General features: G+C 40.2%; 26 protein-coding genes. 14 read left to right on the top strand and 12 right to left on the bottom strand.

The window, feature by feature from the left end:
* Positions 1–9 precede the first annotated feature (9 nt).
* From R2Q78_RS15620 to creD, 3 genes are read left to right on the top strand one after another with little or no spacing between them, the layout of a single operon-like run.
* The gene (locus R2Q78_RS15620; protein WP_316793485.1) at positions 10–630 is read left to right on the top strand and encodes a hypothetical protein; all 621 of its coding nucleotides are present in this window, start codon (positions 10–12) and stop codon (positions 628–630) included.
* Positions 627–929, top strand: a complete 303-nt coding sequence (locus R2Q78_RS15615; RefSeq protein ID WP_316793484.1) for a transcriptional regulator — start codon at positions 627–629, stop codon at positions 927–929. Before R2Q78_RS15620 ends, R2Q78_RS15615 begins: the two co-directional genes overlap by 4 nt.
* Positions 930–981: 52 nt before the next feature.
* Positions 982–2,349: a cell envelope integrity protein CreD gene (gene creD / locus R2Q78_RS15610; protein ID WP_316793483.1), complete on the top strand. Its 1,368-nt coding sequence runs from the start codon at positions 982–984 to the stop codon at positions 2,347–2,349.
* A gap of 64 nt (positions 2,350–2,413) precedes the next feature.
* On the opposite strand, the gene R2Q78_RS15605 is transcribed toward creD, so the two are convergent.
* Positions 2,414–3,862 (bottom strand): M28 family peptidase, encoded by a 1,449-nt coding sequence (locus tag R2Q78_RS15605; protein ID WP_316793482.1) that lies wholly within the window; start codon positions 3,860–3,862, stop codon positions 2,414–2,416.
* Positions 3,863–3,925: 63 nt separating this feature from the next.
* Positions 3,926–4,897: a polyprenyl synthetase family protein gene (locus tag R2Q78_RS15600; protein WP_316793481.1), complete on the bottom strand. Its 972-nt coding sequence runs from the start codon at positions 4,895–4,897 to the stop codon at positions 3,926–3,928.
* A 72-nt stretch (positions 4,898–4,969) separates the two neighbouring features.
* On the opposite strand from R2Q78_RS15600, the gene R2Q78_RS15595 reads away from it, so the two are divergent.
* Positions 4,970–5,965, top strand: a complete 996-nt coding sequence (locus tag R2Q78_RS15595; RefSeq protein ID WP_316793480.1) for an alpha/beta hydrolase — start codon at positions 4,970–4,972, stop codon at positions 5,963–5,965.
* On the opposite strand, the gene R2Q78_RS15590 is transcribed toward R2Q78_RS15595, so the two are convergent.
* The 5 genes from R2Q78_RS15590 to R2Q78_RS15570 form a co-directional block, all read right to left on the bottom strand.
* Positions 5,962–7,377: an MBL fold metallo-hydrolase gene (locus R2Q78_RS15590; RefSeq protein ID WP_316793479.1), complete on the bottom strand. Its 1,416-nt coding sequence runs from the start codon at positions 7,375–7,377 to the stop codon at positions 5,962–5,964. The two genes, R2Q78_RS15595 and R2Q78_RS15590, sit on opposite strands and share 4 nt — an antisense overlap.
* A gap of 74 nt (positions 7,378–7,451) precedes the next feature.
* Complete coding sequence (locus tag R2Q78_RS15585; RefSeq protein ID WP_316793478.1) at positions 7,452–8,468, bottom strand: type I asparaginase; 1,017 nt, start codon at positions 8,466–8,468, stop codon at positions 7,452–7,454.
* A 2-nt stretch (positions 8,469–8,470) separates the two neighbouring features.
* Positions 8,471–9,238: a TatD family hydrolase gene (locus tag R2Q78_RS15580; protein WP_316793477.1), complete on the bottom strand. Its 768-nt coding sequence runs from the start codon at positions 9,236–9,238 to the stop codon at positions 8,471–8,473.
* A gap of 79 nt (positions 9,239–9,317) precedes the next feature.
* Positions 9,318–10,322, bottom strand: a complete 1,005-nt coding sequence (locus tag R2Q78_RS15575) for an FKBP-type peptidyl-prolyl cis-trans isomerase (RefSeq protein WP_316793476.1) — start codon at positions 10,320–10,322, stop codon at positions 9,318–9,320.
* A 5-nt stretch (positions 10,323–10,327) separates the two neighbouring features.
* Positions 10,328–11,338 carry a DHH family phosphoesterase gene (locus R2Q78_RS15570; protein ID WP_316793475.1) on the bottom strand — a complete coding sequence of 337 codons (1,011 nt, stop codon included), beginning with the start codon at positions 11,336–11,338 and terminating at the stop codon, positions 10,328–10,330.
* Positions 11,339–11,482: 144 nt separating this feature from the next.
* Here R2Q78_RS15570 and R2Q78_RS15565 point away from each other — a divergent pair, with 144 nt between their 5' ends.
* From R2Q78_RS15565 to R2Q78_RS15555, 3 genes are all read left to right on the top strand, one after another.
* Positions 11,483–11,902, top strand: coding sequence for a nucleoside-diphosphate kinase (locus R2Q78_RS15565; protein WP_316793474.1), 420 nt, complete (start codon positions 11,483–11,485; stop codon positions 11,900–11,902).
* 93 nt (positions 11,903–11,995) lie between these two features.
* The gene (locus R2Q78_RS15560) at positions 11,996–12,742 is read left to right on the top strand and encodes an FKBP-type peptidyl-prolyl cis-trans isomerase (RefSeq protein WP_316793473.1); all 747 of its coding nucleotides are present in this window, start codon (positions 11,996–11,998) and stop codon (positions 12,740–12,742) included.
* Between the two features lie 71 nt (positions 12,743–12,813).
* On the top strand, positions 12,814–12,981 hold the full coding sequence (locus R2Q78_RS15555; RefSeq protein WP_316793472.1) for a hypothetical protein: 168 nt from the start codon (positions 12,814–12,816) through the stop codon (positions 12,979–12,981).
* Positions 12,982–12,989: 8 nt separating this feature from the next.
* Here the strand turns inward: R2Q78_RS15555 and R2Q78_RS15550 are convergent, their stop codons facing one another.
* Positions 12,990–13,280, bottom strand: a complete 291-nt coding sequence (locus R2Q78_RS15550) for a DUF721 domain-containing protein (protein WP_316793471.1) — start codon at positions 13,278–13,280, stop codon at positions 12,990–12,992.
* Positions 13,273–14,376, bottom strand: a complete 1,104-nt coding sequence (gene recF / locus R2Q78_RS15545) for a DNA replication/repair protein RecF (RefSeq protein WP_316793470.1) — start codon at positions 14,374–14,376, stop codon at positions 13,273–13,275. Before recF ends, R2Q78_RS15550 begins: the two co-directional genes overlap by 8 nt.
* A 187-nt stretch (positions 14,377–14,563) precedes the next feature.
* Here recF and R2Q78_RS15540 point away from each other — a divergent pair, with 187 nt between their 5' ends.
* The 4 genes from R2Q78_RS15540 to R2Q78_RS15525 all read left to right on the top strand — a co-directional run bounded on the left by R2Q78_RS15540 (position 14,564) and on the right by R2Q78_RS15525 (position 17,335).
* On the top strand, positions 14,564–15,232 hold the full coding sequence (locus R2Q78_RS15540) for a tetratricopeptide repeat protein (protein ID WP_316793469.1): 669 nt from the start codon (positions 14,564–14,566) through the stop codon (positions 15,230–15,232).
* A gap of 65 nt (positions 15,233–15,297) precedes the next feature.
* Positions 15,298–15,789, top strand: coding sequence for a 6,7-dimethyl-8-ribityllumazine synthase (gene ribH, locus R2Q78_RS15535; RefSeq protein ID WP_316793468.1), 492 nt, complete (start codon positions 15,298–15,300; stop codon positions 15,787–15,789).
* A 223-nt stretch (positions 15,790–16,012) separates the two neighbouring features.
* Positions 16,013–16,345: a bacillithiol system redox-active protein YtxJ gene (ytxJ, locus tag R2Q78_RS15530; protein ID WP_316793467.1), complete on the top strand. Its 333-nt coding sequence runs from the start codon at positions 16,013–16,015 to the stop codon at positions 16,343–16,345.
* An 81-nt stretch (positions 16,346–16,426) separates the two neighbouring features.
* Positions 16,427–17,335, top strand: coding sequence for an alpha/beta hydrolase (locus tag R2Q78_RS15525; RefSeq protein WP_316793466.1), 909 nt, complete (start codon positions 16,427–16,429; stop codon positions 17,333–17,335).
* Here the strand turns inward: R2Q78_RS15525 and R2Q78_RS15520 are convergent.
* Positions 17,325–17,729, bottom strand: coding sequence for an OsmC family protein (locus R2Q78_RS15520; RefSeq protein ID WP_316793465.1), 405 nt, complete (start codon positions 17,727–17,729; stop codon positions 17,325–17,327). The two genes, R2Q78_RS15525 and R2Q78_RS15520, sit on opposite strands and share 11 nt — an antisense overlap.
* Before the next feature lie 124 nt (positions 17,730–17,853).
* Between R2Q78_RS15520 and lipA the strand changes: the two genes are divergently transcribed.
* The 3 genes from lipA (at position 17,854) to R2Q78_RS15505 (ending at position 20,359) form a co-directional block, all read left to right on the top strand.
* On the top strand, positions 17,854–18,732 hold the full coding sequence (gene lipA, locus R2Q78_RS15515) for a lipoyl synthase (protein WP_316793464.1): 879 nt from the start codon (positions 17,854–17,856) through the stop codon (positions 18,730–18,732).
* Positions 18,733–18,924: 192 nt separating this feature from the next.
* Positions 18,925–19,476: an RNA polymerase sigma factor gene (locus R2Q78_RS15510; protein WP_316793463.1), complete on the top strand. Its 552-nt coding sequence runs from the start codon at positions 18,925–18,927 to the stop codon at positions 19,474–19,476.
* Between the two features lies 1 nt (position 19,477).
* Positions 19,478–20,359 (top strand): anti-sigma factor, encoded by an 882-nt coding sequence (locus R2Q78_RS15505; protein WP_316793462.1) that lies wholly within the window; start codon positions 19,478–19,480, stop codon positions 20,357–20,359.
* Here the strand turns inward: R2Q78_RS15505 and R2Q78_RS15500 are convergent.
* Together R2Q78_RS15500 and uvrA are read right to left on the bottom strand one after the other, a co-directional pair.
* Positions 20,322–21,266 carry an NAD(P)H-hydrate dehydratase gene (locus tag R2Q78_RS15500; protein WP_316793461.1) on the bottom strand — a complete coding sequence of 315 codons (945 nt, stop codon included), beginning with the start codon at positions 21,264–21,266 and terminating at the stop codon, positions 20,322–20,324. The two genes, R2Q78_RS15505 and R2Q78_RS15500, sit on opposite strands and share 38 nt — an antisense overlap.
* A 17-nt stretch (positions 21,267–21,283) precedes the next feature.
* On the bottom strand, positions 21,284–24,127 hold the full coding sequence (uvrA, locus tag R2Q78_RS15495) for an excinuclease ABC subunit UvrA (RefSeq protein ID WP_316793460.1): 2,844 nt from the start codon (positions 24,125–24,127) through the stop codon (positions 21,284–21,286).
* Between the last annotated feature and the right edge of the window lie 60 nt (positions 24,128–24,187).

The following is a 24,187-nucleotide window of genomic DNA, read 5'->3' as shown; positions in this document are numbered from 1 at the left end:
AGTACTTTTATGGAAGACAAAGAGATTTATACCGAGCTCAATTCTATCAGAAATCTGATGGAGCGCTCTGCCAAATTTATATCCTTAAGTGGGTTATCAGGAATTATGGCAGGAATTTATGCACTTATCGGTGCCGGCTTAGGGTATTACATTGTTTATGGATCCCATGGCGGCCTGCGATATCGTAATTACTATATTTCAGAACAGGAAATACTTTGGAAACTGCTTTTCATTGCAATGGGGGTACTGGCTTTATCCTTAATCACCGGAATTTGGCTTACGATAAAGAAAGCCAGTAAAAAAAATCAAAATGTATGGAATCCAGCAAGTAAGAATCTGCTGTATAATATGGCCGTACCGCTTTTCACAGGTGGCATTTTCATTCTAATTATATTATTCAGAGGGTATTATGGCATCATTGCTCCTGCCTGTTTGATATTCTATGGGTTATCACTGGTTTCAGCCAGTCACTATACCTATAATGATGTCAAATGGCTCGGGATACTCGAGATCGTATTAGGTCTTTTAGCAACCTTGTTACCTGGTTACGGCATTGTATTCTGGACCATTGGCTTTGGAATACTTCATATCATCTATGGTTCTATTATGCATTTTAAATACGACAGGTGAAATCAGTATTAGAACATTTCGATAAAGCTTTTGAAAACCGCATTCGCCTACAAATCATGAGCGTTTTGGTTGCCAATGACAGCTACGACTTTAATTCCTTAAAAGATTTACTCTCGGTAACTGATGGCAACCTCGCATCTCATTTGAAAGCTCTGGAAAAAGAAGAATACATTACTATTTATAAATCTTTTCTCGGGCGTAAGCCTAATACTACTTATTCTGCCTCTGAATTAGGAATAATGGCATTCAAAAAACACCTTCAGGCACTTGAAAATTTAATCAAAGAACAAAAACAATAATTTTTTTAACCAGTTACTTTGAAAATCAAAGTACTTTTAAAACAACAACAAAATGGACTCACTGCAAATACCGCAACAGAAATCATTCTTAAGTCAGCTACAAGATTCTGTAGCCGCAAAACTCTTTCTAATTGGAGCACTCACGCTTTTGCTCCTAATCCCTTCCTCCTGGATTCAGTCGCTCATTTCTGAACGGGAACAAAGACAAGAGGAGGCAATTAGCGAAATCTCTGAAAAATGGGGAGGCTCCCAATTAATCGAAAGCCCTATTATGCAACTTCCCTATAGAACTTCAGTAAGGGTTACGGATGCAGCAGGCAAAGTAAACTTCAAAGAAATAACATCCACCATTTACATTCTTCCGGAAAATCTAAACATTCAAACCCAGATTAATCCACAAGAACGAAAGAGAGGAATATTTACTGCGGTGGTATATAATACGCACATCAAAATAAAAGGAAACTTTAGTCAACTTGAATTAAAGAAATCGGGAATAAATCCTGATATGATTGATTGGAGTAAAGTAAAAATAACGGCTGGAATAAGTGACTTTAAGGGATTAAAAAGCAGTCCTGTGATCAAGCTCGGAGATTCTCTTTATACCGCAGAGCCAGACTATTCAAAAGAAAATCTATTCAGCAATAGCCTCGCCATACAAACCAATCTTACATCTACAAAAAATACATCTTTAGATTTCAATGTTGATATGGAATTAGGAGGCAGCGGAGAATTGAATTTTTTACACCTAGGGAAAAACACTATAGTAAATGTTTCAGGAAAATGGGACAATCCAAGCTTTACAGGCAGCTATCTTCCTGAAAAACGCGATACCGAATCGAAAGATTTTACCGGCGCCTGGAAGATGTCAAATTTCAGCCGTCCTTTTCCACAGCAATGGGAAGCAAGCAACAACGCCCTAACGGCTCAGAACAAAGAGAAAGCCACGTTTGGAATTAAGTTTTTATTGCCTGTAGATCATTATCAAAAAACCACACGCTCGGCTAAGTATGCGATACTGATTATACTTCTTAGTTTTATTTCCCTGTTTTTTATTGAATTGCTAAACAAGGTTAGGGTAAACCTTCTGCAATACGTACTCATAGGCGCAGCAATGATCATCTATTATAGCCTACTTTTATCTTTTACAGAACGGGTTGGGTTTGCTGTAGCTTATCTGATAGCATCAGTTTCCACAGTTGCCCTGGTAAGCACGTTTATAGGGGCTTTTCTCAACAACAAAAAAGCCGCTGCCGTATTTGCTGTAATCCTCAGCATTTTCTACATTTTCATCTATGTGATTATCCAGCTTCAAGATCTTGCATTACTATTTGGAAGTATCGGTCTGTTCATTACAGTTGCCTGTCTGATGTATTTTTCTGTGAAGATCAATCGGAACAAGCCTGAACTAATAACAACTTAGAATACAAGCTCTCATCAACAATAACCTGTGCGGATATTCCGCGCAGGTTTTAACATTTTAGACGTTACCATCGCCATTCGCCGGCAATCTTTAAAGGAACTTCGAGATTATTCTCTTTTAAAAATTCTCTGAGTATATGCTCTTCCTGTCTGGAAACGGGTACTTCCGAAACATTTGCCAATCCATAGATCAGCATCGTACTGTAACGGACAGTATTTTTAAGTTGCTGCTCATCTACAAGTTTGAATACATCTCCGTCGGAATGATAGTAAGGTGCTGAGTTATTAGGTAAACTTCCTCCTGTCCCCCCGCCTATCGGAATTCCCTGTAGCATAAAAGGCTGATGATCGCTATGCAGCCATGCGCCAGTATAAAAAAGGTTCTTAAACCCAGTATCAATTTTATTAATCTCAGCACCCCATGCGCCAAAAAGAGTTTTCATTTCTTTCCTGCTCGATGAAAAACCTTTTGGATCGTTAGTCATGTCATAATTGAGCATAAACCTGATCTGATCCAATCTATTTAGATGCCTGGCAACGTCTACGTAAGCCTTCGACCCCAACAAACCTTGCTCCTCACCCATGAACAATACAAATTCCACTGTGCGTTTAGACGGTAAATTCAGGACCATAAAGGTTCTCGCCATATCTATGAGTCCAAAAGCACCAATTCCATTGTCTATTGCGCCTGTTGCCAAATCCCAGCTGTCTAAATGCGCACCTACAACAATTTTTTCTTCAGGAGCCTCATTTCCTTTTAAAGTCGCGACGACATTCCGCGCCCTAATCTTTCCAGAGAAGTTTGTCATTTTTAAATTCGCAAATTGCTTTGCTGTTTTTAACTTCTCTTTAAGCCTCATGCCATTTTCCAGCCCAATACATACAGCAGGAATAGAAATTAGCTTTCCAGTTACAGATGCAGTTCCTGTGAGCAATACCCCACCTTTTACACCATTGATAATAATGATACCAGAAGCTCCATACTTTGCGGCAATAGCTGCTTTTTCTGATCGGTGCAGAGATTGTGTACCCGCTGGAGAACCTGGAAGAATCCCAAGATATACCAGTGCAATATTTCCTTTGACTTTCGCTGAATCAAGCCTGTAATCCTCTTCAAGACCATTACCCAGGTCTATGATTTCAGCCAATACATCAGCTTTTACGGGTGAATGGGCCAGCGTAACAGAAGTTATTTTATTTAGATGCTCACGGGCATCTCCCACTCTAGTCTCATTAGTCAATCGGTTCCAGCTTTCGACTTCAAAAGGCTGATATTTCACATCATATCCATAGGATGTCAAAAGCTTAAAAGCATGCTCCTCTGCCTTTCTCCCATTTTCAGATCCAGTCAGCCGGTGTCCTATCAACTCAATGGCTTCTTTTAAATTCCCGTAGGCCCTGGAATTGGTTTGAACTTCAGTATTTATTTTCTTAAATACCGGACCAAAATCATCTTGCGCCCTAACATGCAGAATTGCAATACAATTAATAATTAAAAAGAGGAATCTTTTCATATTGGATTTCCGGAAATTGATTTGTTAAAAAGATAGTGCAATCGATATGCACAAATAAATATATTACTTTTTACGCTCGGTCGTATACCTCACAAGTTGCTCCAAACCGGTTCTCGCATCTCCCGGTTCAAAACTATGTAGGATATCAAATGCTTCCTGTTGGTATTGAAGCATCTTCTGATTGGCATAATGAACGCCGTCCTTCGCATTTACGAAGTCTATGATCTCCTGAATTTTCTCAGGAATATCCTGATGGTTTTTTACGAGATTAATGATTTTTTTTTTCTCCGCCTTATCGCATCTGTTCAGGGCATAGATCAGAGGAAGCGTTACTTTCTTCTCCTTAATATCAATACCTAATGGCTTACCTACATCGTCTGTACCGAAGTCAAATGTATCGTCCTTAATCTGAAATGCAATTCCTACCTTCTCACCAAACAGTCTCATCTTTTCAACCGTCTCTTCATCAGCGCCCGCAGAAGCTGCACCACATGCACAACATGAAGCGATCAGAGAAGCTGTCTTCTGACGAATTACATCAAAATACAACTCTTCGCTAATGTCCATCTTCCTCACCTTCTCAATCTGCAGCAATTCTCCTTCACTCATTTGCTTTACAGCCTCAGAAACGATTTGCAGTAAGCGAAACTCACCATTATTTACTGACAGCAATAATCCTTTTGCCAATAAATAATCTCCTACAAGAACTGCTATTTTATTTTTCCATAAAGCATTTATAGAGAAAAAACCCCTGCGCTCATAAGCATTGTCAACCACGTCATCATGAACCAGCGTAGCAGTATGCAACAATTCAACTAATGCAGCTCCCCTATGGGTCGACTCAATAATCCCACCGCAAAGTTTTGCAGCGAAGAAAACAAACATGGGCCTGATCTGCTTACCCTTCCTTTTTACGATATAATGCGTAATCCGGTCTAATAAAGGGGCATCACTATGCATTGAGGATTTGAATTTTTCTTCAAATACAGCAATGTCTGCAGCTATCGGTTGTTTTATCTGATTTATTCCCGGCATTCAGGTAAAAAAATGTGTGTGCAAACATAAATTAAATTCCTTTAAAAGCATACTTTTAGTAAAAAGTTTAAGATGAAAACAGCATTAATTATCCTATCAGTCTTAATTGCGATAGCCATTATTGTTTATTTTCTCGGACCTACACCTGTTCATCCGCAGTATGCCGATGCCACACCGGCGGTCCCTGAGCTCAATCAGCTTGAGCGTTTTATAAAAGAAATAGAAAGCAAACATAAAATTAAACCTCAGAATGAGGCAGAAATAGTCTGGGCCGATTCGCTTAAACAGCAAACGGAATACGCTTTAGTTTACCTGCACGGATATTCAGCATCAAAGGAAGAAGGAAACCCTGTGCATACACACCTTGCAAAAAGATTAAAGGCCAATTTATACCTTTCCCGCTTAGCCGATCATGGGGTAGACACCACATCAGCAATGGAATACTCAACGGCAGACAGACTATGGGAAAGTGCAAAGCAAGCTGTAGAAATAGGGAGAAAACTGGGTAAAAAAGTAATTCTCATCGGCACATCAACAGGCGGCACACTGGCACTTAAGCTTGCTGCAACATATCCTGACAAAATAAACAGCCTTATACTCATTTCACCGAATATTGCTATAAATGACAAACTCGCGTTTTTGCTCAATCAACCCTGGGGATTGGAAATATCCAGAATGGTTATGGGAGGTAATGAAAGAATAGTTGACGACAAATCTGAAGAATATAAAAAATACTGGTATACCAAATACAGACTCGAATCTGTAGTCCAGCTCCAGGAACTTGTGGCCACCACCATGAATAAAGAAACCTTCAGTCAGGTTAAACAACCTACACTTCTGCTTTATTATTATAAAAATGAACTGGAGCAGGACCCGGTAGTAAGGGTCGATGCAATGATAAAAATGTTTGATGAACTGGGTACACCTCCAAAATTAAAATCAAAAGTAGCAATCCCAAATGGAGCCAATCATGTTTTAGGTTCTTACATTACCTCAAAAGACATTCCCGCGGTCGAAAAAGCCATAGACTCCTTCGTTTCCACTACTCTGAAGGCTAAGTTGTACTAAACCTTCATTGCTTTTGAAGGGCATGCAAAATCCGTACGTTTTAATCCCGTAGTTTTAATCGCTCCATATCCACCTGCAATATCTATCACATTGTCTACGCCTCTTGCCTTAAGTATGGAAGCTGCAATCATCGAACGATAACCACCTGCACAATGAATATAATAGGTTTCCTTAGGGTTCACCTCAGCGGTCCAGTCGTTAATATAATCCAAAGGTCTGGTTGCAGTCATTTCCAGATGCTCAGCTTCATATTCTCCGGGCTTTCTCACATCCAGAACATGAATATCAGGCTGTTCATTTACAATCCCTTCAAATTCAGCAGCAGATATAGACTTAACAGTATCTACGTCCTTACCAGCAGTTTTCCAGGCTTCGATGCCCCCTTCTAAATAACCAATTGTGTTGTCATAACCTACGCGTGCCAGTCTGGTTATCGCCTCCTCTTCCTTACCTTCTTCCACGATAAGCAGCAAGGGCTGTTTCAAATCGGTAATTAACGACCCTACCCAGGGCGCAAACTGCCCATTCAGTCCGATGTTTACCGAAGAGGGTATAAATCCCTTAGCAAACACCTGAGGATCTCTTGTATCGAGGATCAAAGCTCCGGTCTGATTTGCCATCAATTCGAAGTTTTCGGCAGATAAAGGATTAGATCCTTTTTCATAAACATCATCAAAGCTTTCATAGCCATGTTTATTCATTGCTGCATTTTTCGCAAAATATTGAGGCGGCGGTAGTATCCCGTCCGTTACTTCCATTACAAACTGCTCCTTCGTTTCTGCTTTAAGTGCATAATTCACTTCCTTTTGATGACCCAGGGTATCAAAGGTTTCCTTACTCATGTTTTTTCCGCAAGCTGAACCTGCACCATGAGCGGGATAAACCAGCACATCATCCGGAAGGGTTAATATTTTGGTTTGCAAAGAATCATATAATGTAGCAGCCATGTCCTCCATCGTCAATGAACCCTGCTGTGCCAAATCCGGCCTGCCCACATCTCCAATAAATAAAGTGTCGCCAGTGAAAATACAATAGGGCTTCCCATCTTTATCGGCAAGTAAATAGGTAGTAGATTCCGGGGTATGACCAGGAGTATGTAAAACCGTGATGGTTAAGTCGCCAACTTTAAATTGTTCCCCATCTTTAGAAATATGAGATTTGAAAGTTGTATTCGCAGTTGGTCCATACACGATTTCGGCGCCTGATTTCTCTGCCAGATCCACATGACCGGACACAAAATCAGCATGAAAATGAGTTTCAAAAATATACTTTATATGGGCATTATCTTTCAATGCTTTTTTAAGATAAGGCTCCACTTCTCTCAGCGGATCGATAATCGCAGCCTCCCCATTACTTTCAATATAATAGGCAGCTTCTGCCAAACATCCTGTATAAATTTGTTCAATATTCATCACCCTATTCGTTATTTAGACACAAAATTAATATTATAATCTCTCAGCAGAAAATCCATACTCCAACTTTTACTTTAAACAGTCAATTCCCCTCTCAAAGGTTTTTCAATCAATCTTGCAATTTCAGTTTTCTCCAGACCCTGTCCCATCAGGTACATCAGCTTCGTAGTAGTTGCTTCAAAAGTCATATCATAACCACTCAAAACACCCATTTGCTGTAATTTTTTACTCGTTTGATACATTCCTAACTCTACTGATCCGCGCTGACATTGTGTGATATCAACAATAATTTTCCCGTTTTTAATGGCTTCCTCCAAACAATCCGTAAACCATTCAGCTGTTGTTGTATTGCCTGAGCCAAATGTCTCCATAACTATTGCATCAACAGAAGAAAGTGTAATGGCCTTCACTGCCTGAGGTGAAATACCCGGGTAAAGTTTCAATACACCAATATTGGGATTAAGTTCAAGATGGACCTTGAAGTCTTCCAAAGGCTGGGGCAGAATGTAATTATTAAAAAATGACAAAGTTACTCCAGCTTCAGCAAGAATTGGATAATTCGGGGAACGAAAAGCCTCAAATTTCTCTGAATTATATTTAATAGAACGATTACCTCTAAACAGCTGATAATCAAAATATATACAAACTTCTGGTATCATCGCCTTACCTTTCTTTTTCGTGGCGGCAATTTCCAGTGCGGTAATCAAGTTTTCCTTAGCATCTGTTCTGATCTCGCCAATTGGCAACTGGGACCCGGTAAGTACTACAGGTTTACTCAGATTTTCCAGCATGAAACTCAATGCCGAAGCAGTGAACGCCATGGTATCAGATCCATGCAGAATCACAAAACCATCAAAATCATCATACTTATCTCTGATTAGCTTAGCAATATCAGCCCAAATTTCCGGAGTCATATTGGAAGAATCCAGAATCGGATCGAAAGAATACACATCCAAATTATAGTTTAAACGTCCCAATTCAGGAACATTCTGCTGAATCTGCTTAAAGTCAAATGGAATAAGTGCCCCCGTTTTAGGATCGTTCACCATTCCTATTGTACCGCCAGTATATATAATCAGTATGTTAGTCATTATCAGATGTTAAAGATGATTTTAGAATTAGCGGTTGTAATGTTAGCTACCTCCTCTACACTGATGTTATAGATTTCAGCTACTTTCTCCGCAATATGCACCAAATAACTGCTCTCATTTGGCTTACCCCTGAACGGAACCGGGGCTAAATAAGGTGAGTCAGTCTCCAATACAATTTTAGAAATCGGGATGTTTTTCAGTACTTCATCAAGGCCGGCTTTTTTATAAGTCACAACCCCTCCTATGCCCAGATAAAACCCCAGCTCAATGGCCTTATTCGCCTGATCCAGGTTTCCTGTAAAACAATGAAGGATTCCTCTCAGATCCGGGCCTTTTTCAGCTTCCAGAACTTTAAAAATCTCATCGAACGCTTCCCTGCAATGAATTACTATAGGAAGATCTAGATCCTTTGCCCATTTAATCTGCTCTTTAAAGGCTATCTTTTGAATCTCCAGCGTGGTTTTATCCCAATGCAGATCAATGCCGATTTCACCAATAGCATAAATATTACGATCGACTATACTCTGGCAAATTTCATCTAGTACCAGTTCATAATCTTCCTTTACATCACAAGGATGTAGTCCGGCCATCGCAAAACAATTGTTAGGGTATTTAGTGACCAAGCCTTCAATACTGGCTATAGAAGCTACGTCTACATTCGGGAGAAACAATCTCTCTACCTGGTTATCAAAACAGCGCTGCATCAGCTGAGCGAGTTTTTCCTCATCTGTTTCATAATACAGATGCGTATGGGTATCCGTTAAAAGCATGGGCGAAGTTAATAAAAAAAACCCTGTAAGGCACATACCTTACAGGGTTCTATTCTTGCTATCCGCTTCGCGGAAAACTTTATTTTTTTGCTGCTGGCGCAGGAGCTACCGGAGTTGTCGCTGGAGCTGCTGGTGCTGCTTTAGGTTTTTTAATGTCTACGATTTCTACTTCAAAGCATAAAGGAGAAAAAGGAGTGATACCAGCCTGAGGCTGACCACCCTCACCATAACCTAATGAAGAAGGAATGATCAAAGTGATTTTTCCACCTTTACCAATCAATTGATAACCTTCGTCAAATCCTGGAATTGCATTACCGATAGTAAATGGACGAGGTGCATATTGAGCCATAGGGTTGTGGATTTTAGCATCTTTTGCTACTTTCTCGATAGAAGTATCAAATATTTTCTCAGAACCATCAGCTTTTTTAGTCAACAATTTTCCTGTATAGTTCAACATAATCGTGTCACCCAAAACAGGTTTTGGACCAGTTCCAGGGTTAGTGATTACATATTGTAAACCTGTAGCAGTAGTTTGAGTTTTTAATTTTTTGTCTTCGATGAAGTTTTTAATCTTACCTGCTTCAGCACCTTTTTTCTTAGCTACATCAGCCTGGTAGTCTTTTTGGAAAACCTCCTGAGCTTTCTTTTGGAAAGTAGAATCTGCTTCACCTGCAGTTTTCTTCAATACTTTTTCTACTTTAACAGTAAATACGATATAAGTATCTTTTGCGTTTTGCGGTGGTTTTGGCTGACCAGAATGTTTAGCCATAGTATCCAGGTTCAACTTGAACGTAGCACTATCACCTTCACCGAACAAATAAAGAACATCATTCATATCACCTGCATAAACTTTTTTGCCTACAGGAAATATTTGAGGCTGCTCCATATCATAAGTATTGAACATCACTGAATCTCTCTCATTTTTCTGGATGAAATTCAATTTAACGATGTCACCTTCCTTAATTTTTTCTTTACCACCATCATTGTGGATTTGATACATCAGACCTCCAGGTCCTTTTTTGTAGTTGTTACAAGCAGCTAATCCAAGTGTAGCCGCGAAAAGAATTATTATACCTTTCTTCATGTGGTTTATTGTAATAATTGAGTTTTATATTCTGTTAATATCGTTTTAAATTCTTGTATTGTATCTTCTAAGTTTTTATCAGAAAATCCACCGGCAGCGTTCCTGTGACCACCTCCGTTAAAATATTTCTTACAAATCTCATTAGCAGGGAAATCCCCTGTGGAGCGCAAAGATAATTTAACTTTATCAGTTCTTTCAATAATAAATGCAGCGAGCCTAATCCCATTTACAGAAAGCGCATAATTCACTATACCTTCTGTATCTCCCGTAACTATATTAAATTCCCGCAATTCCTCTTTTGTCACCGAAATTATAGCCGTATTGAATTCTCTTAGTATCTCTAATTTGTTACTGATGCAATGGCCGAGAAAGCGCAAACGGTTTTCCGTCGCATTGTCATACACCAATTGGTGGATCCTCCAATGCTCAGCCCCCAGATCAATCAGATCTGCAGCAATTCTGTACACAGCTGAATCTGCCGACTGAAAACGGAAAGAACCAGAGTCCGTCATAATACCTGTATATAAGCAAGTTGCAATATCCTTATTCATGCGTTTCCCATCTTGCAGCTCATTTACAATAAACTCATAGACAAGTTGTGCTGCGGCACAGGCATTGATGCTCCAGTGACGATAATCATCAAAGTCCTCCGGCTCCAGATGATGATCAATCATGATCTTATAAGCCGCCGAAGCCCTTACCAATTCTCCCAATTCGTTTATTCTGCTTAGGGTATTGAAATCCAGGCAGAAAATCATTGCCGCCTCTTCAACCAATCTAGCCGCTTCTTCTGTTTGTTCAGTATAAATGATCACATCAGAATTGTTCGGGAGCCAATGTAAAAAATAAGGATAATCAGTAGGAGTAATCACTTTGACATGATGTCCCATCTGAATCAGATAAGCATATAACCCTAATGATGAGCCCATTGCATCACCGTCGGGTTTATGATGTGTAGTAATTACTATTTTTTGCGGCGTAGCCAGCAGTTCCTTTATTTCCGAAATAGACAACATAATATTCCTGGCAAAGCTAACGATTTAATGATAAATTGAAGCCTATTAAATTTCAGCCTAAAATGGCCAGATAATTAATCTAAGTTTCAAACTTTAATATTAACAGTATAAAACGTAATTTTGCAAAAAATTCGAAATAAAAAAATGGCTACAAACAGAACTTTTACCATGATTAAGCCTGATGCGGTTGCAAATGGCCACATTGGTGCAATTATTAATGACATTACTGCAGCAGGTTTTAAAATCATTGCATTAAAATATACTAAACTAACTCCTGAAACAGCGGGTAAGTTTTATGAAGTACATGCGGCACGTCCATTCTACAAAGACCTTGTTGACTTTATGTCTTCAGGCCCTATTGTAGCTGCGATACTAGAGAAAGACAATGCGATCGAAGATTTCAGAACATTGATCGGAGCTACTAACCCTGCTGAAGCTGCAGAAGGTACAATCCGTAACAAATATGCTAAATCAATCGACGCAAATGCAGTTCACGGTTCTGATTCAGATGAGAATGCTGCAATCGAAGGAGATTTCTTCTTTACAGCAGACGAGCGTTTCTAAGCTGACACCAAAAAATCATGAAAAAGAGGCTGTCTGACATCCTCTTTTTTTATGTTATTTAGTTTGTACCTTTCATCACAAATTTATTCACAAATGAAGAAGATCATCATTACACTTTTACTACCATTATCAGTATTTACAGCTACTGCCCAAACCAAGAAAGCTGTTCCTGCAAAAAAAACCACCACTGTAAAAAAAGCAACTACAGGCGCTAAGACTACTGCAACAACATTTAAATCCACACTAGATTCTGCCAGTTATTCCTTTGGAATAGGAATGGGAACTAGTATGAAAGGTGAGGGGTTGACTACCTTAAACTATGAATTGTTAATTAAAGGTTTTCAGGACGCATTAAATGGCAGAAAGACATTATTGACAGAAGAACAATCCCGTCAGGCCAGCAATAATCTATTCAAATCAATCAGTCAAAAAAAATATGCCCCTGTTCTTGCTGAAGGTAAAACCTTCCTGGAAAACAACAAAAAACAAACAGGCGTACAAGTTACCCCGAGCGGACTTCAATACCAGGTCCTGACAAGAGGTACAGGTGTTAAACCTGCCGCTACAGATACTGTACTTGTACATTATAAAGGTACGTTGTTGAATGGAAAAGAATTTGACAGCTCATATTCAAGAAATGAGCCCCTGGCATTGCCATTAAGCGGGGTAATCAAAGGATGGACAGAAGGAGTTCAATTGATGCAGACTGGTTCAAAGTATAAATTCTTTATACCATATGACCTTGCTTATGGCGAACGTGGTGCAGGACAGGATATACCTCCATACAGCACGCTGATATTTGAAATAGAATTGCTTAAGGTTACGTCACCGAAACAATAATCAAATAGCATTGCGGGTAAAATCAAAAACCATTTTCATAGTTTTTTGTTAAAGAATAAAACACAAAGCTTATGACATTTAAAAGATATTTCCCGCTCGCTATTCTTGCCTTTCTAACTACCACGCTATCCAGCTGTGAATTGGTTCAGGGCATTTTTAAGGCTGGTATGTGGACCGGCGTTATTGTCGTTGTATTAGTACTTGCACTAATCATCTGGCTAATCAGTAAAGTTTTCTAAGACATTGTCTACAGAAACACGATATCAATAATCACTTCAGCGCCGGCACGTTCATTAATTTTTTGAATGATGCCGGTTCTTACCATCATCAGGTCATTTTTGACTACAGACGATTCCAGCCTGACAAATAGTTTCTTCTGAGAGATATAAATCTGCGTGGTTCGGTTGGCTACAGCCTTTCCCATCAGCTCAGGCCAATAAGCAATTACAGAGGTTTCATCAAACTTACCTTTTAGTCTGTAGGTATTGAGCAGTTTTCCGATTCCTTCTTTTAAGGTAATGTCATTAGGTTTACGCATGATTTACTGATCCATTATTTACTTCAAACAAAGTCACCGGCACATTGATCTTATTGAATAATGCCAGCACCCTTTCTCTTCCCGTATCGGTTATAAAAATCTGTCCAAAGTCCTGGTGAGAAACCATCTCCATTAGCTTACGCATCCGGTTATCATCCAGTTTATCAAAAATATCGTCGAGCAACAGCAAAGGCTTAAATCCTTTATGTTTCTGAAGATAAGCATATTGTGCGAGTTTTAACGCAATTAAAAAAGATTTCTGCTGGCCCTGTGAACCAAACTTCTTTAAAGGCATATCAGTAATGGCAAAGACCAGTTCATCCTTATGAATTCCCGTCGTAGTCCTTTCCAATACCTTATCCTTCTCTATAGATTTTGCTAGGAGTTCCTCAAAGTTCGTTTCCGCAAGCTGGCTTTGGTACTGGAGGCTTACACGTTCGCTATCATCCGTTAAAAACTGGTAATAATTATCAAATAGCGGTATAAAATCAAGCATAAATTGCTGGCGCTTGGCAAATATTTTTAATCCTGATGCGACCAACTGCTCATTATAGATCTCCAATAAAGTAGGATCGTAGCTTCTTGTTACCGCAATCTGTTTTAACAACGCATTTCGGTTCAGGAGATGACGGTTATACAAGATCAGTTCATCCAGGTAATGTCCGTCAGTTTGCGAGATCACATTGTCCATAAATCTTCTGCGTTCCTCACTCCCATCCGTGATGATGTTCGTATCATATGGAGAAATCATTACCAAAGGGAATAAGCCGATATGATCCGCAAGCTTATCGTATTCCTTTTTATTTCGCTTAAACTGCTTTTTCTGATTGCGCTTTACCCCACAGGTAATTTTTTCGTTCTTTTCCTTCCTGTCAAAATCTCCCTGAATCAAGAAAAGGTCTTCAGCAGTTTTAATTTGCTGACTGTCGATTGGGCTAAAATACCCTTTACATAAACATAAATAATGAATGGCATCCAGTAAATTAGTTTTACCAGCGCCGTTATTACCTACAAAAGCATTTACCGTCTTAGAAAAACTAACACTGGCATCCGCATAGTTTTTAAAGTTAAGAAGGGTAATATTTTTCAACCACATATTGTCCTTTCAAAGTTACCGTTTCCCTTTGTTATATCATAACATCTGTTAAGGGAGATGCCATATAGAAAGCCATTCGGCCCCCTCATTCCTGACTCAAAAGCCTAAAGTTTAAATTAATAGCGCAAAGCAGTTGATACTTTGATGTAAAAATGTATTTTTGCAATCCTTAATTTTTTTAAATAAAATGTCCACAACAGAAAAAGAAATAAATCCACAAGTGAAAAAGGGTCCTTTTTTACAGGAAAACTCAAAGAGCCTTTTGTTCATTGCGGGAGCAATTGTAGTATTAATAGGAGTTTACCTTTGGTACCAGAACGTATATTTAAAAAACAGAGCAGAAGAAGCTTCAGCTAAAATGTATAAAGCAGAAGGATTTCTAGGTGTAGATTCACTGGCCAACAAAGCAATAAATGGTCAGGGCGGATATCCTGGTTTAGATCAGATTGCAAAAGAGTATGAAAATACAAAATCTGCAAACCTGGCCAACCTTTATTTAGGTGGTATTTATTTACGTAAAGGTGAATATCAAAAAGCAGTTGAGTCTTTAGGAAAGTATTCTGACACTGGTAGTCCTGTCGCAGATCCATTAGCATTAGGCCTTTTGGGGGATGCTTACAGCGAACTAAAAGACTACAAACAAGCAATTACTTACTATAAAAAAGCAGCTGATAAAGCCAGCAACAAATTTACATCTCCAATGTTCCTTAAAAAACTTGGATTGGTATACGAGCAACAGAAAGAGTACAAAAACGCGGAAGAGGCTTATACAAAAATAAAAACACAGTATCCTGAAAGCCAGGAAGCTGCTATGATCGATGAATATATCGCACGTGCGTCAGTACAAGTAAAGTAAGCTTATAATAATATTTTTAAGAGGCCAGCTAATCAGCTGGCCTTTTTTTTTCCTAATTTTGCACCATGGCAACACAATTAAAAAACCTTTCAGACTTTTCTCATACCACAATACCGAACGGCAGTCCTTACAAAATAGCAATCGCTGTAGCAGAGTGGAATGCAGAAATTACGGGAGCACTATACAATGGGGCGTTAAAAACACTAACTGATAACTGTGTCGCTGAAGAAAACATCACATCCATTGCAGTACCCGGTACATTTGAGCTTACATCCGCGGCAGATATGCTTTTGCAAAAACACAAGGATCTCGATGCTGTGATTTGCCTTGGTTGTGTTATCCAGGGAGAAACCAGACATTTCGACTTCATCTGCGACGCTGTAGCCAACGGAATTACCCAGGTGAGTATCAAACATAGTAAACCTGTAATCTTCGGTGTATTGACCACAAATGACCAGCAACAGGCTATCGACAGAGCCGGAGGCAAACATGGCAACAAAGGTGACGAAGCTGCTATTACGGCGCTTAAAATGGCTGAACTTGCCACTACGATCTAATTAACCTGATTCAGTATTTGATACTTAATCCAAAAATTGTAGATTAGTAAAGAATTTATAACAATCCAGACCGATGAAGAAAGTAGCGATATTATTGCTTGGTGTATTTCTTGCCATAACAGTTTTAGAGGCTTGCTCCAGCCGTTTATGCCCTGCTTACAGTTCTTATCCTGAAGGCAGAAGAAGAAGATAAACCATCATAACCTTTTAAGAACGATATCAGATGCAGTGGAAAAACATAACTGATTTAAATCAGATCAGTGAAATCAAAGACAAACAAGGTTATAGTTTAATATTTAAGCACAGCACACGCTGTTCAGTAAGTGCAATGGCCAAGCGCCGCTTCGAAATGGACTGGGAGGCAATACCCGCAGATACTTCGCTTTACTTTTTGGATTTAATCAGCTACCGCGACATTTCAGCACAAATCGCTGAGACATTTGAGGTTCACCATGAATCCCCTCAGATTCTTTTAATCAAAGACGGAGATTGCGTACTTGATGCTTCACATAGCGATATCTCAGCCGAAGAAGTCGCAGAGGTGATAGCGGGTTAAACCTCCATTACAATTAATTCTTTCCAAGAATTAAAAGAACCTTCTTTTTAATATCCGAATGGAAATTGGTTATCTTAGGATATGAATATTAGAATTTCTGCTCTTCTGATTATCTGCTGTAGCTTCCTGCTACTGGACGTAACAGCACAGGTAACACCTGCCGATATCCATAAATCTACCATGGTTTATGGCACTAAAGATTCCCTTGAACTGAAACTGGATTTATTTACCAATGCCAAACCGGGCACAAAACAGCCTTGCGTAATCTTCATGTTTGGCGGAGGCTTCATTCAGGGGGAACGGGACAACAAGTTATACAGCGCCTACTTCCAAAAGCTTGCACAAAACAACTTTAAGGTCGTATCTATCGATTACAGATTAGGACTAAAAGGTCAGAAATGGCCTACTGTATTTAATACCCAGGTATTAAAAAAGGCAATTGCTATGGCTGTAGCAGATTTGTATGATGCTACTGCTTACCTGATTGCCAATGCAGAAAAACTGGATATTGACACCTCAATGATCATCATTTCAGGTTCCAGTGCAGGTGCGGTTGCGACTTTACAGGCCGACTGGGAAAAAAGAAATAGCATGGCTTCCGCTCATGTCCTTCCCGCTCAATTTCAGTATAAAGGAGTAATTGCATTTGCAGGTGCAATACTAAGTTATATTGGCAAGCCCGCTTATCAAATCCCGCCGGCACCAACCATGATGTTCCATGGCACTGCAGACAAAATCGTAGTTTACAATAAAGTTAAACTCTTCAACCGCGGGATGTTTGGCTCCGCCTACCTGGCGGAGCTGTTTAAAAAGAAAAATTATCCTTATTATTTCCAGAGTGCCAAAGGAAGCGGACACGAAATAGCGGGTACACCAATGTCAAAAAACCTGGACGACATCATGTGGTTTATCCATACATACATAGAACAAAACAAGCATTACCAAATGGATGTCAGCTTTAAGGACCTTAATAATCTTCCTAATAATTAAAGGAAACTGTTTTCTTGATATCCGGATGAATGCTATAAGCTACGGGACAAGTATTTGCTGATCTTTCTATGATTTTTTTATCTTTTTCTGAATAGTCATTTGCCGGGAATTGAAAATTAACTACAATTTCTGACACTCTTCTTGGGTTTTCGGCCATGATCTTGGTGATCTCGCAGGTAGTACCATCAATATTAAAACCATGCTCATTTGCTGCGATGCCAATAATGGTCAGCATACAGTTGCCCAAAGATGTTGCCAGCAAATCAGTCGGAGAAAAAGCCTCGCCCTTGCCTTTGTTATCTATAGGGGCATCTGTTATGATTTCATTTCCTGAACGTTCATGTACCGAAGTTGTTCTCAAACCTCCGTTGTAAGTTATTTTTGAAGTAGCCATATGTAAAAATTATCCTGTAAAATTAAACATTTTAAACATCAACAGCTTGCTTTTATGATCTTACTATGATTGTAAACTCATCATGGTTTTATTACAATTGAATCCTATTGCTTAACTTTGCATCATGATCGCACTTCCGGTTGTTTCAGAGAACCCAGTACAACGTAAACCAGATTGGCTTAGAGTTAAGCTTCCTGTAGGTAAAGAATATGCACAGGTACGCAGCCTGGTAGATACGCATAAGCTCCATACCATCTGCGAAAGCGGCAATTGCCCTAATATGGGCGAGTGCTGGGGAGCTGGTACGGCTACTTTTATGATCCTGGGAAATATCTGCACGCGTTCTTGTTCTTTCTGTGCTGTAGCAACGGGAAGGCCACTTGCGGTAGATACCGATGAACCGAATCGTGTAGCCAACTCAGTAAAACTGATGCAGGTGAAACATTGTGTGATCACATCCGTTGACCGTGATGACCTTAAAGACGGAGGCTCTATCATCTGGGCTGAAACTTTACAGGCGATCCGCAGGGAAAGTCCGCAAACTACACTGGAGACCCTGATCCCTGACTTTAAAGGTCAGTGGGACAACCTTTATCGCGTATTGGAGGAAAGACCTGAGGTAGTGTCGCATAATATGGAAACGGTAAAACGCCTGACCAGACAAGTGCGCATACAGGCCAAATACGACAGAAGTCTTGAGGCACTAAAACGCATTTCTGAATTTGGATTGAGAACTAAAACAGGTATTATGCTTGGTTTAGGCGAAACAGAAGAAGATGTTTTAGAAGCAATGGATGAACTGGTTGCAAATGGCGTTCACATCTTAACCTTAGGCCAGTATCTGCAGCCTACCCGTAACCACCACCCTGTTATAGATTGGATCCATCCTGATCAATTTGCAAAATATAAAGAAGCAGGAATGGCTAAAGGATTGAAGTATGTAGAGAGCGGACCACTTGTAAGGTCGTCTTATCATGCTGAAAAACACCTTTTCGATTTTTAATATTGGAATAACCTGGTTATTGTACGCCGTCATCCCGAGGATATGAGGGATCTCTTGAACTGTGTTTGACTAAGATCTCTCTCTACGTTCGAGATGACGAATGGTTTAGCAGGACCCTCAAAATAATTGAGTTAAACAATAAAAACAATTCTCTCTTTTTTCTTGTTGTTGTTTCTGTATATTAGCAAATCATTGGCACCAACTAAAAAAATATCACTCTCGGAAGAAGAGCTAGTAAGTAAACTGAAATCTCAGGATACTATAGCGATACAAGCTCTGTACGACATGTACTCGGGAGCGCTGTTAGGTGTAATCTCTAGAATAATTCAGCAGACTGAAGTAGCAGAAGATCTTTTACAGGAAACTTTCATCAAAATATGGAATTCTGCAGACAGTTATGACAGCAGCAAGGGTCGCCTCTTTACCTGGATGATGAATATTGCACGCAATTTATCAATAGATAAACTGCGTTCGAAAGATTTTAAAAACTCCAGTAAAAACCAAGACATTGAAAATAACGTAGATTTCATTGATACGCAAAAAGAGATTACCTTTAATGCGGATCTTTTGGGATTAAAGGATATGGTTACTGCCTTAAAACCAGAATATAATAATGTATTAGACATGGTGTATTTCAAGGGATATACACACGTAGAAGCGGCGGAAGAGTTAAATTTGCCATTGGGTACTGTAAAAACACGTATCAGAATGGCGATTATGGAATTAAGAAAGCATTTTAATTAAAGTGGAAGAAGCAAAAGCATATATTGAATCCGGCATACTTGAACTTTACGTTCTCGGTCAGCTAAATGACCAGGAGCAACGTGAGGTTGAAGCGATGGCAGCCAAATATCCTGAGGTAAAACAGGAGATTGAGGCCATTGAAATTGCGATGGAACAATATGCGCTAGCGCAGGCCATTGAACCTTCGAAAGGCCTGGATCTCAAAATATTTGAGAAAATTGACAATCAGCAATCGATCCTAAATATACCTGTGAATCAGGAAGCAGAAGTTCCGGTTCAGAAACAACAAGTAAGGACCGAAGCTCATATTGTGCCTCTGAATGCTGGTCATGAATCAAAAATCAGGACTTTACGCGTTGCCCTGGCTGCTTGTATCGCGCTTTTAATTGTTTCAGTAATCGCACTTTTCTCTGCCCACAATGAGCTTGGTGATGCCAGAAATCAGATTGCCAGTTTAAGTGCAGACAAACAACAGTTTACAAGTACTGTAAACTTCATGAAACAAAACAACTCAGATCTTCAAAAGATCATAGATATGGGCAATGACCCGGACTGGAAAACAGTAAAACTAGCCGGCACTCCTATGGATCCTGAGGCGAAGATGACTGTTTACTGGCACGTAAGTGGCAGACATGTGATGATGGACAATTCTAAAATGGATCTCCCTGTAAATGACAAAGACCATCAATATCAATTGTGGGCCTTAGTGAATGGCAAACCTGTTGATTTGGGTGTATTTGATGTGAAACCTGATACCTCTTCGATTCTGGTAAACATGAAGGAGATTTCTTCTGCACAGACATTTGCGGTCACACTTGAAAAACGTGGCGGAAGTCCAAGCCCTACTATGAATCAGATGATTGTAGCTGGTAACGTGATCTAGGAATTTGTTCCGCGAGCTGAGAAGCTGTAATGTTAAAACTATCCTTCGCCAACTCGTCTCCAGCCATTCCATGTATATAACAGCCTAATATCGCCGCCTCTGTAGAACTATACCCCTGCGCCACATATGCTGTAATCAGGCCTGTCAGTACATCGCCCATACCGCCTTGCGCCATAGCAGGATTACCTGTCGGATTGATAAAAACCTCTCCTCTTTGACTAACAATAAAAGTATATTGGTTTTTCAATACGATCACAATACCCAATTCTATGGCCTTAGTGATTGCTGTTTGCAACCTGGTCCACCAATTTTCATGAGCACCAAATAATCTGTCAAATTCCTTTACATGTGGCGTAAGAATAGCATGCTTTTCGATCTTGTTCAATAGATCTGGCCGGCTGGCCAATATATTTAACGCATCTGCATCAGCTACAAACTCGCGCTTCAGGCTAAACAATTGCTCTATAATCTGCTCTGCTTTAGCACTCTTCCCTATTCCAGGCCCAACGGCAATAGCGGTATATTTATCCAGAGCTGCCTCTTTAAGCAGGGATTTTCGCTTGGCATACATCACCTCTGGTAGAGATGCATTCAAAGCAAAAAGTCCGCTTTCAGGGATAGATACGGTAGTCAACCCTGCGCCTCCATATAATGCTCCTTTAGCAGCCAACAGCGCTGCGCCCATGGTTTGTTTAGTCCCGGCTATAATTAAAGCATGACCATAAGTACCCTTGTGGGAAAACTCTTTTCTCGGTTTAATGATATGCTTAACGTCTCCCTCCGTTATTAAACGGTAGCGTGTCGCATTCTCTTCCTTCGAAGGTTGTTTGCCAAGTCCTGTCGCCACGAGCTGCACTTTACTTTCAGCATCTGTATCAGGTAGAAAAGCACTTAAAAAGACCGCCATAATTTATGTTTTAGATGCTATACACCCATTTCTTTTTTCAGGAATTTTCCGGTAAGGCTGATGGGATTCTGGATCAGTCCTTCTGGTGTGCCTTCAAAAATGATCCGGCCACCGCCAGCTCCGCCTTCTTCTCCCAGGTCAATCACCCAGTCCGCTACCTTCACTACATCCAGGTTATGCTCTATCACCAATACTGTATTTCCCTTGTCTACCAGTTCATTCAACACACCCAGCAGTACACTGATGTCCTCAAAATGTAAACCTGTTGTCGGCTCGTCCAGTATATAAAATGTTCTTCCTGTATCCTTTTTAGAAAGCTCTGTAGCTAGTTTAACACGCTGTGCCTCTCCACCAGACAACGTGGTAGACGACTGGCCAAGTGTGATGTAACCTAAGCCTACGTCTTTAAGCGTCTTGATCTTGCGGTAAATGGCAGGCATATTCTCAAAGAAATTGCAGGCATCTTCAATACTCATGTCCAGCACATCACTGATAGATTTCCCTTTATAACGAACTTCCAGTGTCTCACGGTTATACCGTTTACCTCCGCATTCTTCGCATGGCACCTGCACATCGGGCAAAAAGTTCATTTCAATGACCTTCATACCTCCACCCTGACAAGTTTCACAGCGCCCGCCCTTCACGTTAAAAGAGAAGCGACCTGGCTTATAGCCCCTGATCTTGGCTTCGGGTAATTGCACGTATAAATTCCGGATGTCAGAAAATACTCCGGTATAAGTAGATGGATTAGACCTAGGTGTACGTCCGATCGGTGCCTGATCTATTTCAATCACCTTATCGATTTCTTTTAATCCATTGATCTTTTCGTGAGGTAAGGGGTGTTTTTTTGCCCTGAAGAAATGATGGTTTAGTACAGGGTATAATGTTTCGGTAATTAAGCTCGACTTACCACTGCCTGATACTCCTGTTACTGCGATGAACTTACCCAAAGGAAAATCAACAGACACATCTTTAAGGTTATGTCCGCTGGCTTTAATGATGGAAAGTTTATGGCCGTTTCCTTTTCTGCGGTTTTTAGGAATTTCAATTCCCTTCTTACCATTCAGGTAAGCAGCAGTTAAGGTATTTGATTTTAAAATTTGTGCGGGAGTACCTTCAGCAACGATTTGTCCGCCATGCACTCCAGCTGCAGGACCAACATCGATTACATGATCTGCTTCCAGGATCATGTCTTTATCATGCTCCACTACCAGCACTGTATTTCCAAGGTCGCGCAGGTTTTTCAATGCATTGATCAGGCGTTCATTATCCCGCTGATGCAAACCTATACTAGGTTCATCCAGGATATACATGACGTTCATCAACTGCGAACCTATTTGAGTGGCCAGCCTGATCCGCTGTGCCTCACCCCCGGATAATGTACGTGCCGTACGGTCCAGGGAAAGATAATTCAGACCTACATCACTCAGGAAGCCGAGTCTTGCTCTGATCTCTTTAAGAATTTCCTTCGCTATGGTATTTTGCCTTTCGCTCATCCTGCTTTCTACATCAATATACCAGTTCTTAAGGCTGTTGATGTCCATTTCTGCCAGTTCAAAGATGTTCTTTCCATCAATCTTAAAATTCAGGCTTTCTTTCTTCAACCTTGCACCGTTACAAACAGGACAGGTTTTTAGCTTGCGGAAGTTTTCCATGTCATCCACAGCACCTTCGCCCTTACGCTCCTGTTGTTCTTCCAACAGCTTGATGATCCCGTCAAAAGTGATCTGGTAATTCTGTACGTTCCATTTGTTATACTCCACGGCAACGCTCAGTAACTCATGAGTACCATTTAACAGGATATTGATGGTTTCTTCACTCAGTTTCTCCAAAGGAGTCGAAAGTGAGAAGTTATATTTTTTAGCCAGTGCTTTTAATACCTGGAACATCCAGATCTCGCGGTATTCTCCAAGAGGAGCCAATCCACCATTGATGATGCTCAATTTAGGATTGGGCATTACAGATTCCTTGTCGACCACAAAAATATAACCCAGCCCGTCGCAGTTTTCACAGGCGCCATATGGCGAGTTGAAAGAAAAACTGTTTGGCTGTGGTTCATCATACGAAATACCCGTTGTAGGACACATCAGGAAACGGCTGAAATGCGATACATTGTTTTCTTTATCACTGATCTTGATGATGCCTTTTCCCAGTCGCATCGCGGTTTGCAATGAGTCCTGCAAGCGCTTTGTATCTTTTCTGTCGATGATCAGCCTGTCCACCACGATCTCAATATCATGGATCTTATACCGGTCTACCTGCATCTTAGGCGTAATATCCTGGATGTCACCATCAATGCGGACTTTCACGTAACCTTGCTTGCGAATCTGCTCAAACAGCTCCCGGTAATGTCCTTTACGACCTTTTACTACCGGTGCAAGAATATTGACAGCGATATCATTGTATTTATTGAAGATGTTGTTTAGGACCTGATCTTCACTCATCCGTTCCATCTTTTCTCCTGTATTGTAGGAGAAAGCATCCGCAGCGCGTGCGTAAAGCAAACGCATGAAATCATAGATCTCCGTAATGGTCCCAACAGTAGAGCGCGGATTCTTACTGGTGGTTTTCTGCTCAATGGCAATCACCGGACTCAATCCTGATACTTTGTCTACATCAGGTCTTTCCATCCCGCCCATAAACTGCCGGGAATAAGCACTGAATGTTTCCATATAACGGCGCTGTCCCTCGGCATAAATGGTATCAAAGGCAAGAGAAGACTTGCCGCTACCACTTAAACCGGTAATGACTACCAGTTTATTTCTGGGAAAGGAAACATCTATATTTTTAAGGTTATGTACCCGGGCTCCATATACTTCTACATCTTTTTGCTCGCCGAGATCAACGGTGTTTTTGCTCATATATTTAAAAACAGTAAAGCTTATTAAAAGTTGATAGTTATTTTACTTATCACCTTGTCT

It is taken from the genome of Pedobacter frigoris, assembly GCF_032678645.1.
Taxonomy (GTDB): Bacteria; Bacteroidota; Bacteroidia; order Sphingobacteriales; family Sphingobacteriaceae; genus Pedobacter; species Pedobacter frigoris_A.
Note: the sequence above shows the minus strand (reverse complement) of the source record. Positions and strands in the feature narration are given on the sequence as shown.